Origin of the sequence: Kitasatospora sp. CB01950 (genome assembly GCF_001905465.1) — a bacterium.
Lineage (GTDB): Bacteria > Actinomycetota > Actinomycetes > Streptomycetales > Streptomycetaceae > Kitasatospora.
Genome location: NZ_LISX01000014.1, coordinates 175,704 through 190,467 on the forward strand (window position 1 = coordinate 175,704; position 14,764 = coordinate 190,467).

At 73.7% G+C, this 14,764-nt stretch carries 15 protein-coding genes and 1 pseudogene; 9 read left to right on the plus strand and 7 right to left on the minus strand.

Features of this window, described 5'->3' with window-relative positions; translation table 11 throughout:
- Positions 1-861: 861 nt before the first annotated feature.
- Positions 862-1,593 (minus strand): MIP family channel protein, encoded by a 732-nt coding sequence (locus AMK19_RS28400; protein WP_073816694.1) that lies wholly within the window; start codon positions 1,591-1,593, stop codon positions 862-864.
- Positions 1,594-2,058: 465 nt separating this feature from the next.
- On the opposite strand from AMK19_RS28400, the gene AMK19_RS28405 reads away from it, so the two are divergent.
- Together AMK19_RS28405 and AMK19_RS28410 are read left to right on the plus strand one after the other, a co-directional pair.
- The gene (locus AMK19_RS28405; protein WP_143200437.1) at positions 2,059-2,586 is read left to right on the plus strand and encodes a hypothetical protein; all 528 of its coding nucleotides are present in this window, start codon (positions 2,059-2,061) and stop codon (positions 2,584-2,586) included.
- A 92-nt stretch (positions 2,587-2,678) separates the two neighbouring features.
- Positions 2,679-3,278, plus strand: coding sequence for an O-methyltransferase (locus AMK19_RS28410; RefSeq protein WP_073816701.1), 600 nt, complete (start codon positions 2,679-2,681; stop codon positions 3,276-3,278).
- A gap of 7 nt (positions 3,279-3,285) precedes the next feature.
- On the opposite strand, the gene AMK19_RS28415 is transcribed toward AMK19_RS28410, so the two are convergent.
- On the minus strand, positions 3,286-4,410 hold the full coding sequence (locus AMK19_RS28415) for an LUD domain-containing protein (RefSeq protein WP_073816704.1): 1,125 nt from the start codon (positions 4,408-4,410) through the stop codon (positions 3,286-3,288).
- A gap of 288 nt (positions 4,411-4,698) precedes the next feature.
- Between AMK19_RS28415 and sigJ the strand changes: the two genes are divergently transcribed.
- Complete coding sequence (gene sigJ, locus AMK19_RS28420; RefSeq protein ID WP_073816918.1) at positions 4,699-5,574, plus strand: RNA polymerase sigma factor SigJ; 876 nt, start codon at positions 4,699-4,701, stop codon at positions 5,572-5,574.
- Positions 5,575-5,602: 28 nt separating this feature from the next.
- Here sigJ and AMK19_RS28425 read toward each other — a convergent pair whose 3' ends face one another.
- The 3 genes from AMK19_RS28425 to AMK19_RS36205 form a co-directional block, all read right to left on the minus strand.
- On the minus strand, positions 5,603-7,168 hold the full coding sequence (locus AMK19_RS28425) for a PP2C family protein-serine/threonine phosphatase (protein ID WP_083647444.1): 1,566 nt from the start codon (positions 7,166-7,168) through the stop codon (positions 5,603-5,605).
- Between the two features lie 44 nt (positions 7,169-7,212).
- Complete coding sequence (locus AMK19_RS28430) at positions 7,213-7,728, minus strand: DinB family protein (RefSeq protein ID WP_073816708.1); 516 nt, start codon at positions 7,726-7,728, stop codon at positions 7,213-7,215.
- Positions 7,729-7,946: 218 nt separating this feature from the next.
- The gene (locus AMK19_RS36205; RefSeq protein ID WP_158071959.1) at positions 7,947-8,099 is read right to left on the minus strand and encodes a hypothetical protein; all 153 of its coding nucleotides are present in this window, start codon (positions 8,097-8,099) and stop codon (positions 7,947-7,949) included.
- A gap of 145 nt (positions 8,100-8,244) precedes the next feature.
- Between AMK19_RS36205 and AMK19_RS37650 the strand changes: the two are divergent.
- Both AMK19_RS37650 and AMK19_RS28435 read left to right on the plus strand, forming a co-directional pair.
- Positions 8,245-8,657 (plus strand): annotated as a pseudogene (locus tag AMK19_RS37650) (DNA-binding response regulator); the annotation flags it as partial.
- A gap of 151 nt (positions 8,658-8,808) precedes the next feature.
- On the plus strand, positions 8,809-10,134 hold the full coding sequence (locus tag AMK19_RS28435; protein WP_143200438.1) for a hypothetical protein: 1,326 nt from the start codon (positions 8,809-8,811) through the stop codon (positions 10,132-10,134).
- Here AMK19_RS28435 and AMK19_RS28440 read toward each other — a convergent pair.
- Positions 10,028-10,852: an SAM-dependent methyltransferase gene (locus AMK19_RS28440; RefSeq protein WP_073816716.1), complete on the minus strand. Its 825-nt coding sequence runs from the start codon at positions 10,850-10,852 to the stop codon at positions 10,028-10,030. The genes AMK19_RS28435 and AMK19_RS28440 overlap by 107 nt on opposite strands.
- Positions 10,853-11,312: 460 nt before the next feature.
- On the opposite strand from AMK19_RS28440, the gene AMK19_RS28445 reads away from it, so the two are divergent.
- Together AMK19_RS28445 and AMK19_RS28450 are read left to right on the plus strand one after the other, a co-directional pair.
- The gene (locus AMK19_RS28445) at positions 11,313-11,843 is read left to right on the plus strand and encodes a sigma factor-like helix-turn-helix DNA-binding protein (RefSeq protein ID WP_073816719.1); all 531 of its coding nucleotides are present in this window, start codon (positions 11,313-11,315) and stop codon (positions 11,841-11,843) included.
- The gene (locus tag AMK19_RS28450) at positions 11,840-12,463 is read left to right on the plus strand and encodes a hypothetical protein (protein WP_143200439.1); all 624 of its coding nucleotides are present in this window, start codon (positions 11,840-11,842) and stop codon (positions 12,461-12,463) included. The genes AMK19_RS28445 and AMK19_RS28450 overlap by 4 nt, the downstream gene beginning before the upstream one ends.
- A 32-nt stretch (positions 12,464-12,495) precedes the next feature.
- On the opposite strand, the gene AMK19_RS28455 is transcribed toward AMK19_RS28450, so the two are convergent.
- Positions 12,496-13,035 carry an SRPBCC family protein gene (locus tag AMK19_RS28455; protein ID WP_073816722.1) on the minus strand — a complete coding sequence of 180 codons (540 nt, stop codon included), beginning with the start codon at positions 13,033-13,035 and terminating at the stop codon, positions 12,496-12,498.
- Between the two features lie 243 nt (positions 13,036-13,278).
- On the opposite strand from AMK19_RS28455, the gene AMK19_RS28460 reads away from it, so the two are divergent.
- Together AMK19_RS28460 and AMK19_RS28465 are read left to right on the plus strand one after the other, a co-directional pair.
- Positions 13,279-13,818 (plus strand): RNA polymerase sigma factor, encoded by a 540-nt coding sequence (locus tag AMK19_RS28460; protein WP_073816725.1) that lies wholly within the window; start codon positions 13,279-13,281, stop codon positions 13,816-13,818.
- Positions 13,805-14,749: a CU044_5270 family protein gene (locus tag AMK19_RS28465; protein ID WP_073816728.1), complete on the plus strand. Its 945-nt coding sequence runs from the start codon at positions 13,805-13,807 to the stop codon at positions 14,747-14,749. The genes AMK19_RS28460 and AMK19_RS28465 overlap by 14 nt, the downstream gene beginning before the upstream one ends.
- Positions 14,750-14,764 lie beyond the last annotated feature (15 nt).

Genomic DNA, 14,764 nt, shown 5'->3' on the forward strand with positions numbered 1-14,764 from the left:
TAGTTGGTGCGCTGGCCACACCGCACCGCCAGGGCCAAGACGCCCGATGGGAAGCGGTCGACGGCCCGCTGACACCACCTCCCGCCCAAGGCATGAAGCCCGGCGGGCCAGCAGTCGACGCCCCGACCGCACCGCCCCTACCCGAGCCAAGGTCCCTCCGACACACCCAGCCCCGCCAGGGGTGGTGAGCCAGGGCAGTGGCCCATCGCCTTCCACTTGGGGCAGGAGGCCTGTAGGGAGGCGGTCGACTGCCCGACACCGACCCCGGCCGAACACAAGAGGCCCGGCGGGCAAGGCAGTTGGCGCGCCGGCCGCACCACCCCAACCAGGCAAGAAGCCCGACGGTAGGCGGTCGACGGCCCGCTGACACCACCTCCCGCCCAAAGTAAGAAGCCTGGTGCGCCAGGCAGTTGAAGCCCCGGCCGTACCGCCGCCTACCCGAGCCAAGGTCCCTCCGACACACCCAGCCCCGCCAGGGGTGGTGAGCCAGGGCAGTGGCCCATCGCCTTCCACTTGGGGCAAGAGGTCCGACGGGGCCGGCTGATGGCCCGGTGGCACTGCCCCGCGCCGAAGGCAAGTAGCCCGGCGGGCAAGGCAGTCGACGCCCCGGCCGCACCACCCCCGCCAAACCGAAGGCAGAGGACCCAACGGAAGGCGGTCGACGACCTGCCGGAGGCAAGAGGTCCGGCGGGCAAGGCAGTTGACGCCCCGCCTGTGCAGCCTCCGCCAGGGACAAGAAACCCGACGGGAAGCGGTCGACGGCCCGCCGGCACCACCTCCCGCCGACGGCAAGGAGCCCGGCGGGAAAGGGAGTTGGCGTGCCGCGTCCGGTCTGGCCGCCGGTCGGCCGTCGGGGTGGGGTTATGCCCGTGCGTCGGTGGCCAGGGCCTGGGCGAGTGGGAGGTTGGGCTGCGGGTGGGTGACCAGGTGGACGGCTGCTGCGAGTGCGCCGCCGACCAGGGGTGCGAGCAGGAACAGCCAGAGCTGGGAGAGTGCGCCGCCGCCTGCGAACAGGGCGGGGCCGAGGCTGCGCGCCGGGTTGACCGAGGTGCCGGTGAGCGGGATGCCGACCAGGTGGACGACGGCCAGGGCGATGCCGATCGGCAGTCCGTCGAAGCCGACCGCGGCCAGGCGGTGGGTGACCGCCAGGACGACGTAGACCAGCAGGAAGGTGAGGACGACCTCGGTCAGGAACGCGCCGCCGGCGTTGATGTGTACCTGGGAGCGCTCGCCCCAGCCGTTGGTGCCGAGCTTGCCGTGGGTCTCCAGCCCGGGTATCTGCTTGGCCAGCAGCAGGACGAGCCCCGCGCCGGCGATGCCGCCGAGCACCTGGGCGATCCAGTACGACACCGCGGTGCGACCGTCGATCCGGCGGGCCAGCAGGAAGCCGAGCGTCACCGCCGGGTTGACGTGGCAACCGGAGATCGGTCCGAGCGCGTACGCCAGCGCGAGCAGGACGAAGCCGAAGGCCAGCGCGATGCCGACCGTGCCGATCGCGTCCCCCGCGAGCACCGCGGCGCCCACTGCCAGCAGAACCAGCAGCAGCGTCCCGAGGAACTCGCCGATCACCGCCCGCCTGTCCGTTCCACCCATGTGTCTGCTCCTCCTGGACGTCAGGGCAGGCGGTCCGGTGCCGCCCACGTCCGGCCAACCATGGTCGACCGTTCGAGGGACCGCATGTCGGCCGAACGGCAGAGCGCCGTGTTTACGGCGCGTCCGCCTGCCGAATTACTCCGAACGGATGAAACGGTACGAAACCGCAAGGCTTAATGCAAAACGTAGGTAAAACGGACAGACGGGGCGGCTCGGACGATGATCAGCCGCCGAAGCGTCGGATCAGCAGCACGATCCTCCCCCCGCAACGACGCCGCACCCCCGGCCCCGCCAGGTGCAGCACACTTGGGAGACGCGGGAGTTGACTGATCGTTTCGCCCGGACCACTTCCCTTGAATTGACCGTGAACGGTAAACTTTCGCTCTTGGTGGTGTGGACCACGAACGAAGGCGGCGGCTAGGGTCGTTCACAGCTCGCCCCTCGAACCTGCGACGGGAAATGTCCGTGACCGACACTCTGGCGGCACCCGATGCCGACGGCTCTCGCTACGAGGCCGATCGGCTCGACGCGACCGCTGCCTGGGTGGCCCGGCACCGGCCGCCCGGGAGTGGGGCGCTGGCCGAACTCGGGGCGCGCGACGGGGCGTTGACCGGCCGGCTGCTCAGGGCGGGGTACACCGTGCACGCCGCCGAACCCGATCCGGCGTTGCGTCAGCGTCTGCTCTCGGCGTTCGGCCGCCGCACCCGCCTCCGGCTGAGCGCGGCGGACCTCGCCGCCCCACCCCCGGTGCGCCGCCGCTTCGGGGCGGTGCTGCTGATCGAGGCCCTGAAGGCGGGCCACGACCTGGAGTTGCTGCACTCCCTGCCCACTGACCTGCTGTTCGTCGCGCTCGCCCCGCCCACGCTGGACGGGTGCCTGCGGCCCTGGCTGTCCACCCAGCAGGGCTGGCTGCTGGTCGAGGAGATCGATCTCGCGGCCGCCTGCCGCCCGGCCCCGGGCAGTCGCGGCGTCCTGCTCCGTCGCGCCGGCTGAACCGCCACCGGCCGACCCCGCCGCCGCACGACCCCGCCACCGGCCGACCCCGCCGCCGCACGACCCCGCCGCCCACCGACTACGCTGCCACCGTGTCGATCTCCGGAACCGCCTCCTACGCCGATCTCGCCGCCACGCTCCCCCAACCAGTCCTCCGCGCGGTCGAGTTGGCCGAACGCCTCGGCTTCGACCAGTCCTGCCGCCCCGAGCACGGCCGCCTGCTCCAGGCGCTGGCCGCCGGCGCCGCAGGCCGGATCGGTGAGACGGGCACCGGCTGCGGCGTCGGCCTGGGCTGGCTGCTGGCGGGCCGACGGCCGGGGGTGCGGGTGGTGAGCGTCGAGCGCGAGGCCGAACGGGTCGCAGCGGTACGGGAGTTGTTCGCCGACGTCGCCGACCTGGAGATCGTCCACGGCGACTGGACGGCCATCGGCGCGCACGGCCCGTTCGACCTGCTGGTCCTGGACGGCGGCGGCAACGGCAAGCAGTCCGCGCCCGCCGACCCGGACGCCCTGCTGACGCCCGGCGGCACCCTGGTGGTCGACGACCTGACGCCCCTCACCGCCTGGCCGCCGACCCACCTGGGCCGCCCGGACACCGGCCGCACCGCCTGGTACGACCACCCGTCGCTGCTCACCACCGAAGTCCGGCTCGCCCCGGACCTGGCCACCCTCCTCGCCACCCGCCGCCCCTGACGGCCCCTCAGTGGCCGACGGCCTCCCGCAGCAGCAGCACGATGCCCTCGGTGAACCGGGTCGGCGCGTGGAACACCACCAGCTGGCTGACGGTGCTGGGCACGCCGTACGCGGACTCGGTGCGGGCGGTCTCCAGCGGGAGGGCGTGCTCCTCCAGGCGGCGCATCGCGGCGGACAGGTCGGGGACGACCTTCTGCGCGCCGACGATCCAGATCGCCCGGGCCGCGCCGCCGGTGTACGCGGGCAGCTGGCTGCCGCTGCCGGAGGCGACCAGCAGGGAGCCGGTCTCGGTGAGCGCGACGGCGCTGCCGATGACCACGTCGGGGGTGGCGAGCAGGTGCCGGATCTCGTCGGCCTCGGCCTCCCGGTCCATGATCAGCACCTGCGGCTTGACGGCCCCGGGGTAGCGGTCGCTGTTGAGGTCCTCGTCGATGCCGGACAGCCGGAGCGTCTCGCTGGCCGTGGTGTACACGCTCTCGTCCTCGGCGACCAGTTCGCGGACCCGGGCCCGGACGGCGTCGAGGTCCGCGAGGATCTCCACGCCGAAGCCGCGGGCGGCGAGCGCGTCGGCAGCCCGCTCCAGCCGCTCCGCGGAGGCCGGCTCGGTGTACGTCGCGACCCGCTTCGCGCCCTGTTCCCCGCCCTGTTCCCCGCCCTGTTCCCCGCCCTTCGCCCCGCCCTGCGCCCCGCCCTGCGCCCCGGGAGCGGAGCCGCCGAGCGGGCTTGCGTCCAGGTAGCGCAGCTCGTAGACCCGCTCGGCAAACCGCCAGCCGTCCACCGTACGGCGGTAACGGTCGTGGTAGATGGCGTAGTTGAGGCCCTGCATGCCGTTGCGCAGGCGGGCGATCTCGTGCATGTGGGCGCGGCCGGTGGCGGTGTCGCCGGCGACGGTGATCGCGCCGGGGTGGGTGTTCTGCACGAAGAACTCCCACTGCTCCTGAAGCTTCTCGCCGCCGATCCGGATCTCCTCGGGGCCGGTCAGCTCGATCGGGATGTTGGGCATCCGCAGCACCCCGTCCGGGGTGAACAGCGCGGCGAGGCGGGCGCGGTCGCGCATCATCGCGGCGTCGGTGAACTCGGCCTGCAGCGCCTGGATCTCCACCCGGTCGGCGATCGCCTGGAACATGGTCATCGGATTCTCCGTTCGTCTTCCGGATCAGTGCCGGTGCCAGTACGACAAGACGACCGCGCGACATGTGAGGCGGCGGACGCGACGTCACATTCCGGCCCGCTGTCCGGTCGTACGGAGCAGAACCGCCCGCACCGACAAGGAGACGGACCCAGCATGAACGAGACCCACGGCAACGGCCTCACCAACGACCTCACCGACAACCTCACCAACGGCCTCACCCACGATCTCGGCAACGGCCTCGGCAACGGCCTTGACACCGGCCTCGACACCGGCCTAGACGACGCGATCATGGGCGAGCGCCGCCGGCTGACCAACCTGGCGTACCGGCTGCTGGGTTCGCTGGCCGACGCCGAGGACATCGTGCAGGAGACGTACGCCCGCTGGTACGCGCAGTCCGAGCAGCAGCGGGCCGCGATCGAGTCGCCCGGCGGGTGGTTGACGACGGTGGCGGGGCGGATCTGCCTCAACCAGCTGGGTTCCGCGCGGGCCCGCCGGGAGCGCTACGTCGGTCCGTGGATCCCGGAGCCGCTGCCCGCGCACCAGGAGGGCGGCGCCGCCGCCGACCCGGCGGACCGGATCACCCTGGACGAGTCGGTGCACATGGCGTTCCTGGTCGTCCTGGAGTCGATGACCCCGGCGGAGCGGGTCGCGTTCGTGCTGCACGACGTGTTCCAGTACCCGTTCGCCGAGGTGGCGGAGGTGCTGGGCCGCTCCTCGGCGGCCTGCCGCCAACTCGCCACCTCCGCTCGCCGCCGGGTCCGCGCCGCGCCCGCGCCCACCACCGCGGCGAGCACCCAGGCGGGCATCGTCCGGGACTTCAAGCGGGCCTGGGAGGCGAAGGACGTCAAGGGCCTGATGGACCTGCTCGACCCGGACGCCACCGTGATCGCCGACGGCGGCGGCCTGGTCGGCGCCCTGCTGGAACCGCTCAGCGGCCGCGACAGCATCGTCGCCGCCTACCTCGACCTCACCCGCTTCGTCCCCGCCACCACCTTCCTGGAACGCACCGTCAACGGCCAGCCCGGCCTGATCGCCCAGGTCGACGGCGTCACCGTCACGGTCTTCGCCTTCCGCATCGTCGACGGCCGCATCACCCACATCTGGGGCGTCCGCAACCCGGAGAAGCTCCGCCCCTGGACGGAGGACGACACGACGCGGGCCTGACGCCCCGGCAGGAGCCGGGCCCGGGCCGTCAGCGGCCGATGTGCAGCACGCAGATGTCGTCGCGGCGTGGGCGCGGGACGACCAGGGCCTGCTGGACGGCGTCCAGCAGGCGGGCGGGGTCGGTGCAGGCGGTGGCGGCGCGGGCGAGGCGGGCAAGGCCCTTGTCGAGGGTCTCGCCGGGGGACTCGACCAGGCCGTCGGTGTAGAGCAGCAGGTGGTCGCCGGGCTCGAGACGCAGGGTGTCCTGCGCGTAGTCGGAGCCGGTGGTCGCCCCGAGCAGGATGCCGTTGGGGGAGGTCAGGTAGCGGGGTTTGCCGTCGCGCAGCAGCAGCGGCGGCGGGTGGCCGGCCTGGACCCAGCTCAGCTCCGAGGTGGCGGGGTCGTAGCGGGCCATGATCATGGTGGCGGTGCCGAAACCCCGGTCGGAGGTGTGCAGCAGCAGGGCGTTGAGGCGGGCCAGGATGGTCGGCAGCGGGGTGCCGGTGATCGCCATGCCCTTGGCGGTGAACCGCAGTTGGGCCATGGTGGCGACGGCGGCCAGGCCGTGGCCGGCCACGTCGCCGATCACCAGCAGGGCGCTGCCGTCCGGGAGTTCGATCGCGCTGTACCAGTCGCCGCCGACGTTCAGGCCCTTCTGGAGCGGCTGGTAGGTGACGTCCACGGCGAGGTCCGCGAGCCGCAGCGACTGTTCGGGCAGCGGCAGCAGGGCGTGCTGGAGGTCGGCGGCCAGGCGGCGTTCGGCGGCCAGTTGGCTGCGCTGGGCGAGCGCCGTCCGCTCGTGTTCGAGGAGTTGCTGTTCGGCCCGGACGACGGCGGTGCGGTCCTGGAAGAAGCCGTGCACCTCGACGGGTTCGCCGTAGGTGTCGTTGCCGCGTTCCGCGACGAGTCGGGCGTGCCTCAACTGCCCGTCCGGCGTGGGGAGTCGGAAGGGTTGGTCGACGGCCCGGCCGGCTTCGACGAGGAGTCGCAGCGCCTCGCCGAGCGCGGGCGCGTCCTCGGGGACGACGTGCCGGGGAAGGTCCTGGAGGGCGATCGGGCCCAGCGAACGGTCCCGGTCGAAGATCGCGTGGACCTGCTCCGACCAGGTACTGGTGTTCCGCGCCAAGTCCCAGTCGGCCCAGCCGAGTTGTGCCAGCCGCTGCATGACGGCCAGCCGCCACCGGTCCCGTTCGCCGCCGTCCGGCCGGGTCCAGGAGGCCGTCACGCCTCCGCCCGTCGCGGCCGCCCGCACCGCGAGCAGGGACAGCGTTCCGTGCGCCACCCCCTCGTACCGGGCGCCGGTGGTCAGCGCGGCCACGCAGCCGTCCCACACCTCGCTGCCGACCACCCACGGGTACGTCTCCAGCACGCGCAGGCCGACGAGGTCCCTTCCCCGGCGGCCCGCGCCGTCGGTGGCCTCGGGCGACGCGGCCGCGATCCGGAAGTCGGCGACCTCGCCGTCCGGCCCGAACTCCGCCAGCAGGAACACCGCCGAGCCGGGCAGGCCGTCCAGCACCTCCTGCACGGGCGCGGTCGGCGGCCGACGCCCCGCCGCGAACGCCGGTTCGACGGCCACACCCTGTCCTGGCACGGCCAGTTCTGCGCGGTCGGTCATACGACGAGCATGGCATGACGTGGCATCCGGGTGGCGTTCCCGCGCTACACGCCTGTCCGTCCGTCCAACAGTTCGCACAGGATGTCCAGGTGCCCGTTGTGGCGGGCGGTCTCCTCGATCAGGTGCAGCAGCACCCACCGCAGGTCCACGTGCAGCCCGCCGCGCACCGGCCGCACGGCATTCGAATCCAGCTCGTGTTCGGCCACCAACTTCCGGTACCGGACGGCCTGTTCCTCGTACTCGGCGAGCAACTGCTCCAGCGGCACGTCGACGGCCGTCCGCATCTCCGGGTCCGGGTCCTCCTCGGTGGCCCCGACCAACGGCCCGGCCTGCTCCGTGCCGAGGAACACCACCTCCAGCCACCAGTTCTCCACCCACCGCAGGTGGCTGATCAGCCCGCACACCGTCATCAACGGCGAGCCGGGCAGCGGCGACCGCCGCGCGTCCTCGGCGGAGATCCCCTCGCACTTGGCCCGCGCCGTGGCCCGCGCGTAGTCGAGGAAGGTGGTCAGCTGTGTGCGCTCGTCCCAGGTGGGAGGCGTATCGGTTCGCTCGGTCATCGCGCGCAGTCTGCCCCACCCCCGACCCCCCGTCGACCGCGTTTCCACCCTCACCCCCGACACCGTCAACCCACCGCCCCAACAACCACCCCCGAGTGGGCGCGTCGCCCAAGCGGACGCTGACGCACGGACCGCACCTCCCCGCCACGCCCCAACCGTCAACCCTCCACCCACAGAACCACCCGTGAGTGGGCGCGCCGACCAAGCCCGACGTCCCATCAGCACCCTCGGGCCAGTGCCAGTGGCGCCAGAACGGTGCCGAGCAGGGACGCGACCAGGGCGGCGGCCGGCCCGCGGCGGCCCGGGACCTGCGCAACGACGACCCCCGCCGCCGCGGCGGGCCGGACGACGTCCCGGACCTGCTCGACCATGCCCACGCCCTCGGCCCGACCGCGACCCTCACCGTCGAAGGCCGACTCCCGGACGTCCCTGCCGCTGCGGGCCGGACGGTGTACCGGATCGTCCAGGGGTCGCCGGCCAGCATCGCCCGGCACCGCTCCGACGCCCGGCGTCGGGCTGCTCGGCGGTGGCGGGTTCCGCGCGCTCCTCGATCCGGAGGAGGACATCGAGGCGGCGGCCGACACCGCCGACGGGCAACAGGCCGCCGCCGGCCCCGGCGGGGGTGCGCGCGGTCGTCCTCACCGACTACGGCCTGGACGAGCACGTCTTCCACGCGCTGCGGGCGGGCGCCGCCGGGTTCCCGGTCGAGGACGACGTCCTGCACCCCGTCCGGGTCGCGGCGCACGGCGACGCGCTGCCGGCCCCGGCAATCACCCGCCGGCCGATCGGCCGCCACCTCGCCCGGCCGGACGGTGAGCAGCCCGCCCACCGCGAAGACCCGCGTCAACCGGGCGATGACCACGCACCACGCCCGCGACCGGTCCCAACTCGCCGTCCTCGCCCACGAGTCGGGCCCGGTCAGGCCGCGCCGCCGCTGCCCCTGCGGCTCCCGGTGTCGACGTGTCTTCCGGGCTCTTCCGTCATCGGCGATCGGCGGACAGAAGCTGTCCGGGTCTGCTCAAATGGCTCCCTCGATCGGCCCGGCGCTCTGTCCGGCCTTACTTCGTGCGGGGGACCACGATGGCAGCGAGGGCTTTGGTGCATGGCGCGCCGGCACTGCTGCCGGTGATCCCGGCCGTGGTGGATTTCGCGGGCTGGCAGGGCGAGTTGGACGATCTGGGGGTCCCGCACCCGGCCCGGGCACTGCTGCCGCCCGGACGCCTGGACGCGCCTCCGGAGTTCCGGGTGCTGGACGGCCTGTGGTTCCCGGCGCGCGGACACCGCTGGCGGCGGGCGGACCCCGGCTACCTCGCCGAACTCGCCGACGACTGGCGGCAGTCGGCCGATCCCCGGGCCCGCACGGTACTGGCCCTGCTGCGCCGCGCCGAGCAGGCCCTGCAACTGGACCCGATGGGGCTGCGCCGACTGACGCTCTACCAACTGACCGAACTGGCGCCGGCGGAGCGCGGATCGGCCGAGGAGACACTGCGCCGGCTCGGCGTCCATCCGGCGGAGGCGGCGGCGCTGGCCGCGGCGACGACGGTGCGGCCGAGGGTGGACCGGACGGCCGCCGAAGGGCTGTGGGACACCTGGACGGGGCGCCGCCTGGACGAGGTGGGCGCCCTGCTGTCGCGACTTCCCGACGCGCCCAGCGGCGACCAGGTACTGGACGCGGTACGCCACCACCACCGGAGCGAACTCGCCGACCGGGACACGCTGTTGGGCGAGGCCGCAGTGCACGCCCAACACGGCGAGCGGGCCGCGGCGGTACGGTGCTGCCTGCGCGCGGCCAGGATCGACCGCACCGACCGGCGCCCCCTGCTGGAGCTGGTCCGGATCGCCGAGGCCGCCGAGCAGCCGCCGGGCCCCGCCCGGCTCCGGGCCGAACCGACCGCCACCGGAGTCGAGTTGCGGTGGAGTCCGTTCTCCCGCCGCCGCCCGGGCGGCGCACCGGTCGGATACCAGGTGTTCCGGCTGGACGCGACGGACCTGCCGCCGGGATCCCGTCCCGCCGGTCCGGTCCGGCTCGGCAGCACCGACCGCCCCGAACTGCTGGACGCCGCCGTGCCGTTCGGGCACCGCGTGCGGTACGCGGTGGTGCCGGTGGCGGCGGACCTCCCGGTCGGCGCGGCCGTGCTCGGCCCAACCGTCGTGGTGGCCCCTCCCCCGACGCAGCTGCGGCTCGCCCCCGGGCGGAACGCGGTGGCGGTCTCCCGGACCCCGCGTCCGCGCCGGCCCGGGCCTTCACCAGGGCTCGCCCCCGTCCCCGCCGACCGGCTCCGCCCGCGGGCCGCGATGCTCAGCCGAGTCGGGCGACGCCCGCGTAGCAGCCCGCCTGGGCGTCGGTGGTGCCCGCGGCGTCCGCGTCCGGGTTCCACCGGGGGCTGGCGACGACGCCCGGGGTGAGCAGCCGCCAGTCCTGGAACAGCGCGGTGACCTCCTCGCGGGTGCGGGCCTGCAGGTCGGTGCCGGAGCTGCGGTAGACCTTCTCCATCCGGGCGGTCGCCTCGGGGTCGAAGTCCGCGGTGAAGTGGCTGATCACCAGGTAGCTGCCCGGCGCGAGGTGCGAGATGAACGCGTCGACCACGTCGGCGGCGTTCTGGCCCGGCCGGTCGGCGATGAAGTGCAGCACCGCGACCATGCTGAGCGCTATCGGCCGCTCCAGGTCGAGGGTCTGCGCGGCGGCCTCCAGGATGGTCCGGGCGTCGCGGATGTCGCCCTGGACGTAGTCGGTGCGGCCCTGCGCAGTGCCGTCGAGCAGCGCCTCGGCGTGGGTGAGGACGATCGGGTCGTTGTCCGCGTAGACCACGCGGGCGCCCGCGTGGACGCCCTGCGCGACCTCGTGCAGGTTCGGCGAGGTCGGGATGCCGGTGCCGATGTCGAGGAACTGGTCGATGCCGAGTTCGGCGATGGCCCTGGTGGCGCGGCGCATGAAGGCGCGGTTCGCGTGCGCGGCCAGCCGGGCGTTGGGGAAGGCGTCGAGCGCGCGGCCGGCGGCCTCCCGGTCTGCGGGGAAGTTGGTCACACCGCCCAGGTAGTAGTCGTACATGCGGGCCGAATGGGCCTGGTGGATGTTCAGGTTGATGCCGATCTGCGGCGTCTGCTGAGCGGTCTCGTCAGCCATCGCGCGTCCCCCCTGGTCGCCGAGCGGTGTTCGTCTGCCCCGTGCGCGGGGGTGGCGCACCGTGGCGCTCCCCTGCGCGCAGCTCATCAGATCATGCCCGTGGAACGGCCGTGCAGCCGGCCTGGTCGCGCCCTGCGGACTCCATGCCCGTCCGGGCCGCCGCCAACCCCTCCCGGGGCCCGCCGACCGGGTCCCGTCGCACCTGGCACCCCTACTGGCCGCAACGGTTCCGTTTCTGTGCTCCGAATGTTCGTGGAGTTCCGTTTTCACCACAGGGATCCCGATACGCTGAAATGGTGGTGTGAGGGGGGTGACAATCCCCAGGGCAGGGCAGGGCAGGGCAGGGCAGGGCAGGCAGGGCATCGGCGTCTGGCGCGAAGGGGGCGCGGGCCGGGATCCGATCGGTACGGGAGCAGCAGTGCTCCCGCTGGGAGGGGCGAGGGTGGACCCGGAGTTCCGATTGGCGGTACCGCAGCGGCGTGATCAGTTGACCTTCGACGCGTTCTGCGAGACGCACGAACAGGCGTGGCTCGCGGCGGCGCTGGCCTGCCGGCTCTCCGAGGAGCAGGCGCACGCGGTGGTCGACGCGGTCCGCGACTGGCTGTGGGGCGACTGGCAGATGCTGCTGCGCGAACCGGCCCCGGCGGCGTCGGCATGGCGGGTCCTCAAGGAGGAGATCGCCAGGGCCGGCCTGGCCGCGAAGGCCCCCGGCAGCCCGCCCGACCTCCAGGACCAGTGGCGGGCGGCGATCCGCACGGCCATCCACCGGATGTGCCTGAGCAGGGAGTTCGACCCGGACGTGCACGGCACGTACGAGGCCCTGCTGTCCCTGCCCGAACGCCAGCAGGACGTGATCATCCTCCGCTACGCGCTGGACCTGCGGGACGAGACGGTCGCCGAGTACCTGGACTCCACGGTGGTGACGGTGCGCTCGCACGCCCGCCACGCCACCGACCGCCTGAAGGAGAAGCTCGCCCGGAGGAACGTGTGAGTCCGAGATCCACGGCGGCGCACGTGGCGCACGTGGCACTGGAGCGCGACCGCGAGGCCGCCCCGGCGCCGCTGCGGCTGGCGCACCGTCAGGCCCGGCACGAACTCGCCATGCTGAGCTCGCTGATTCTGGCCAACCCGGCGTCGGCGAGCTCGCTGGCCAAACTCGTCGACAGCGAGGTCGAACGCCCGGACGGTGCGCTGGTCCTGGGCGTTCTGCTGCACCTCGCCGACTACCAGGAGGGGGCGCGCTTCTGGTGGGAGTTCGCGGCCGGCGGCGGCAGCCACCTGGCCGCGTCCTGCCTCTGGTTCTGGCACCAGTCGCGGGGCGAGCCCAAGGATGCGAACTTCTGGCGCCTCCAGGCCGAGTCCCTCGCCGAACTCCCGCAGCCGGAATGGAAGTTGCGCTCCCCCGACCGCCCACTGGTGCCGCACAGCGTCCGCGCGGAGATACTGGCCCTCTGCAAGCAGGGCCTGCCGCCGCGGCTCCCGCCGCGGCTGGCCGCCGTCCTCAAGTCACTGCCCGTGGAGGACGACAACGGCGACTGGCCCGAGATCCCGCACTGGAGCCCGGACGTCGTCCACCACCTCCGCACCGCCGCCGAGGAGCCCCACCGCTGACCCCCGCCCCGGGGGGCCGGCGGGACCGCGGGTCAGGCGCGGGCGGCACCGGCAGCGTCGGAGTCGACCGCAGCAGCGTCGGCGGCAATGCCCTTCAGCACCGCCTCCATGCCCTCGCGCAGGACCGCGAGCCGGGCGTCGACGAGCGCCTCCTCCTGCTCCGGGTTCTGCTCCACGAAGCGGTGCAGCGGCGTGCGCAGGTTGCCCATCCGCATGCTGTGCCGCACCCGGGTGCCCTCGCCGTCCGCCGTCACCTCGTAGTGCCAGCGCGCGAACGCGTCGCCCTCGGCGGTGGCGGTGTCCGGCAGGACCTCCCAGGCGAACCGCTCCAGCGGCGTGAACTCGATGATCCGGTTGACGGTCTGCCACTTGGTGCCGTCCGGGCGGGCGTTGTGTCCGGCGAAGTGGGCGCCCACGGCGGGCCCCTCGGCGCCGTCGAGCCACTCGGTGCGCTGGAGTTCCGGGCTGAACCGGGGAGAGGTGGAGATGTCCGCCACCAGGTCCCACACCCGCTGCGGCGGGGCCGGGATCGTCGCCTCGACCACCACGCCGAACTCGTCGGAGAGTCGCACTGTCGCCTCGTTCCTGTGTCGTGCCGATCGGCCCGGCTCGCACCGGGCCCTTGTTCCCCATCAGGGTGTCATGTCCCTACGAAACGCCGGGAGTTGGGGTCTGCCGCCGAGTAGCCACGGCAACTGCGCGCGACGCCGGACAGGCCGCTCGACTGCCCGCCGCCCGATTCCCCCCACCCCCGACGCAAGAACCACCGGGGTCCCGGACACAGACAGGGTGAAGGCCGAGGACGGGGGAGATCGTTGAGTGCTGAGAGGTTCAGCGCACTGTACGACGAGCACCACACGGCGGTGCTGCGCTACGCCCGCCGCCGGGCGGGCGCCGACAGCGCGGACGACCTGGCGGCCGAGGTGTTCGTCGTGGCGTGGCGGCGCTGGCCGGAGGTGCCGGCCGAGCCGCTGCCGTGGCTGTACGGGGTGGCCCGCAACGTCGTGGCCAACCACCTCCGCGGGCAGGGCCGCGCCGAACGGCTGGCCGCCCGGTGGGAGGCCGAGCCCCTGACGCCGGTGCCGGACGTCGCCGAGGAGGTGGCCGCGCGCGACGGCGCGTACGCCGCATGGGCGCGCCTCGGGGAACGCGACCGCGAGGTACTGGCCCTGATCGCCTGGGAGGGGCTCGGCGTCCGACAGGCGGCCGAGTCCCTCGACTGCAACCCGGCGAGCTTCTCCGTGCAGTTGTTCCGGGCCCGTCGCCGACTTCGCGCGGCGCTCAACGACCCTGCGCCGTCCGATGCCGATTCCGTCAGCCCGACCGTCCTGGAGGTGAGCCGTGCGAGCGGTTGAGAGTGTGCGGGCGCTGCTGGCCGACAGTGACCCCGCTGCCGGCCTCGTGGCGGACCCCGCCCGACGCCGGCGGGACCTTCGGAGCATCCTGGCCGACCCGGCCGGCGGCGCGCCGCCCACCGCCCCAACTCCGCGCCACAGGCGGGTACTTGTCCCGCTCGGCGTGCTGGCGACGGGGGCCGCGGCCGCGCTCGCCTTCGGGCTCCTTCCCGGCGGCACCGCCGGCAACGCCCAGGCCGCCACCCCGCCGCCGCTGCACTACCAGGTGCCGGCGACGACGACTCCCGCGCCCCAACTCCTCGAGGACATCGCGCAGCACACGGCGACACTGTCCGAGCCGGACGGCCCCGACACCGTCCTGGAGTGGCGGGAGTGGAACCTGTTCACCCGGATCGACGGCGACACCGCGACCTCCCGGGTCGTGACCGAGACCCACAAGGTCGTCCTGCACGCAGACGGCTCCGGCACCGACGTCCGCGCCTTCGAAGGGGAGAAGCCGAGGACCCAGCAACTCCACCGGGGCCTCTACCCCGATCCCCTCCCGACGGACCCGGCCGCCCTGCGCGAGACACTCCGCCGATCCACCCCCGCGGTCGACAACCCCTCCGGCGCGGCCGAGGCGATCCGCAGCGTGCTCCGCGCCCAGGCACTGGACCCGGCGCAGCGCGCGGCCCTGCTCCGGCTGATCGCCGCGATTCCCGGCCTGCGCTACGACGGGACGGTCGTCGACCGGGCCGGCCGGCCGGGCGAGGCGTTCTCCGCCGAGTCGGCCGGCAGCGGCCTGCCGACGCGCTACACCTTCATCGTCGACCCGACCACCGGCAGGGTCCTCGGAGACGAGGCCATGCTCACCACCTCGGCCGGCAAGCTGAACGTCCCGGTGCCGTCGATGATCGGCTACACCGCCTACCTGGCCGCGTACCGGAAGTGAGCGGCGCCGGCGGGA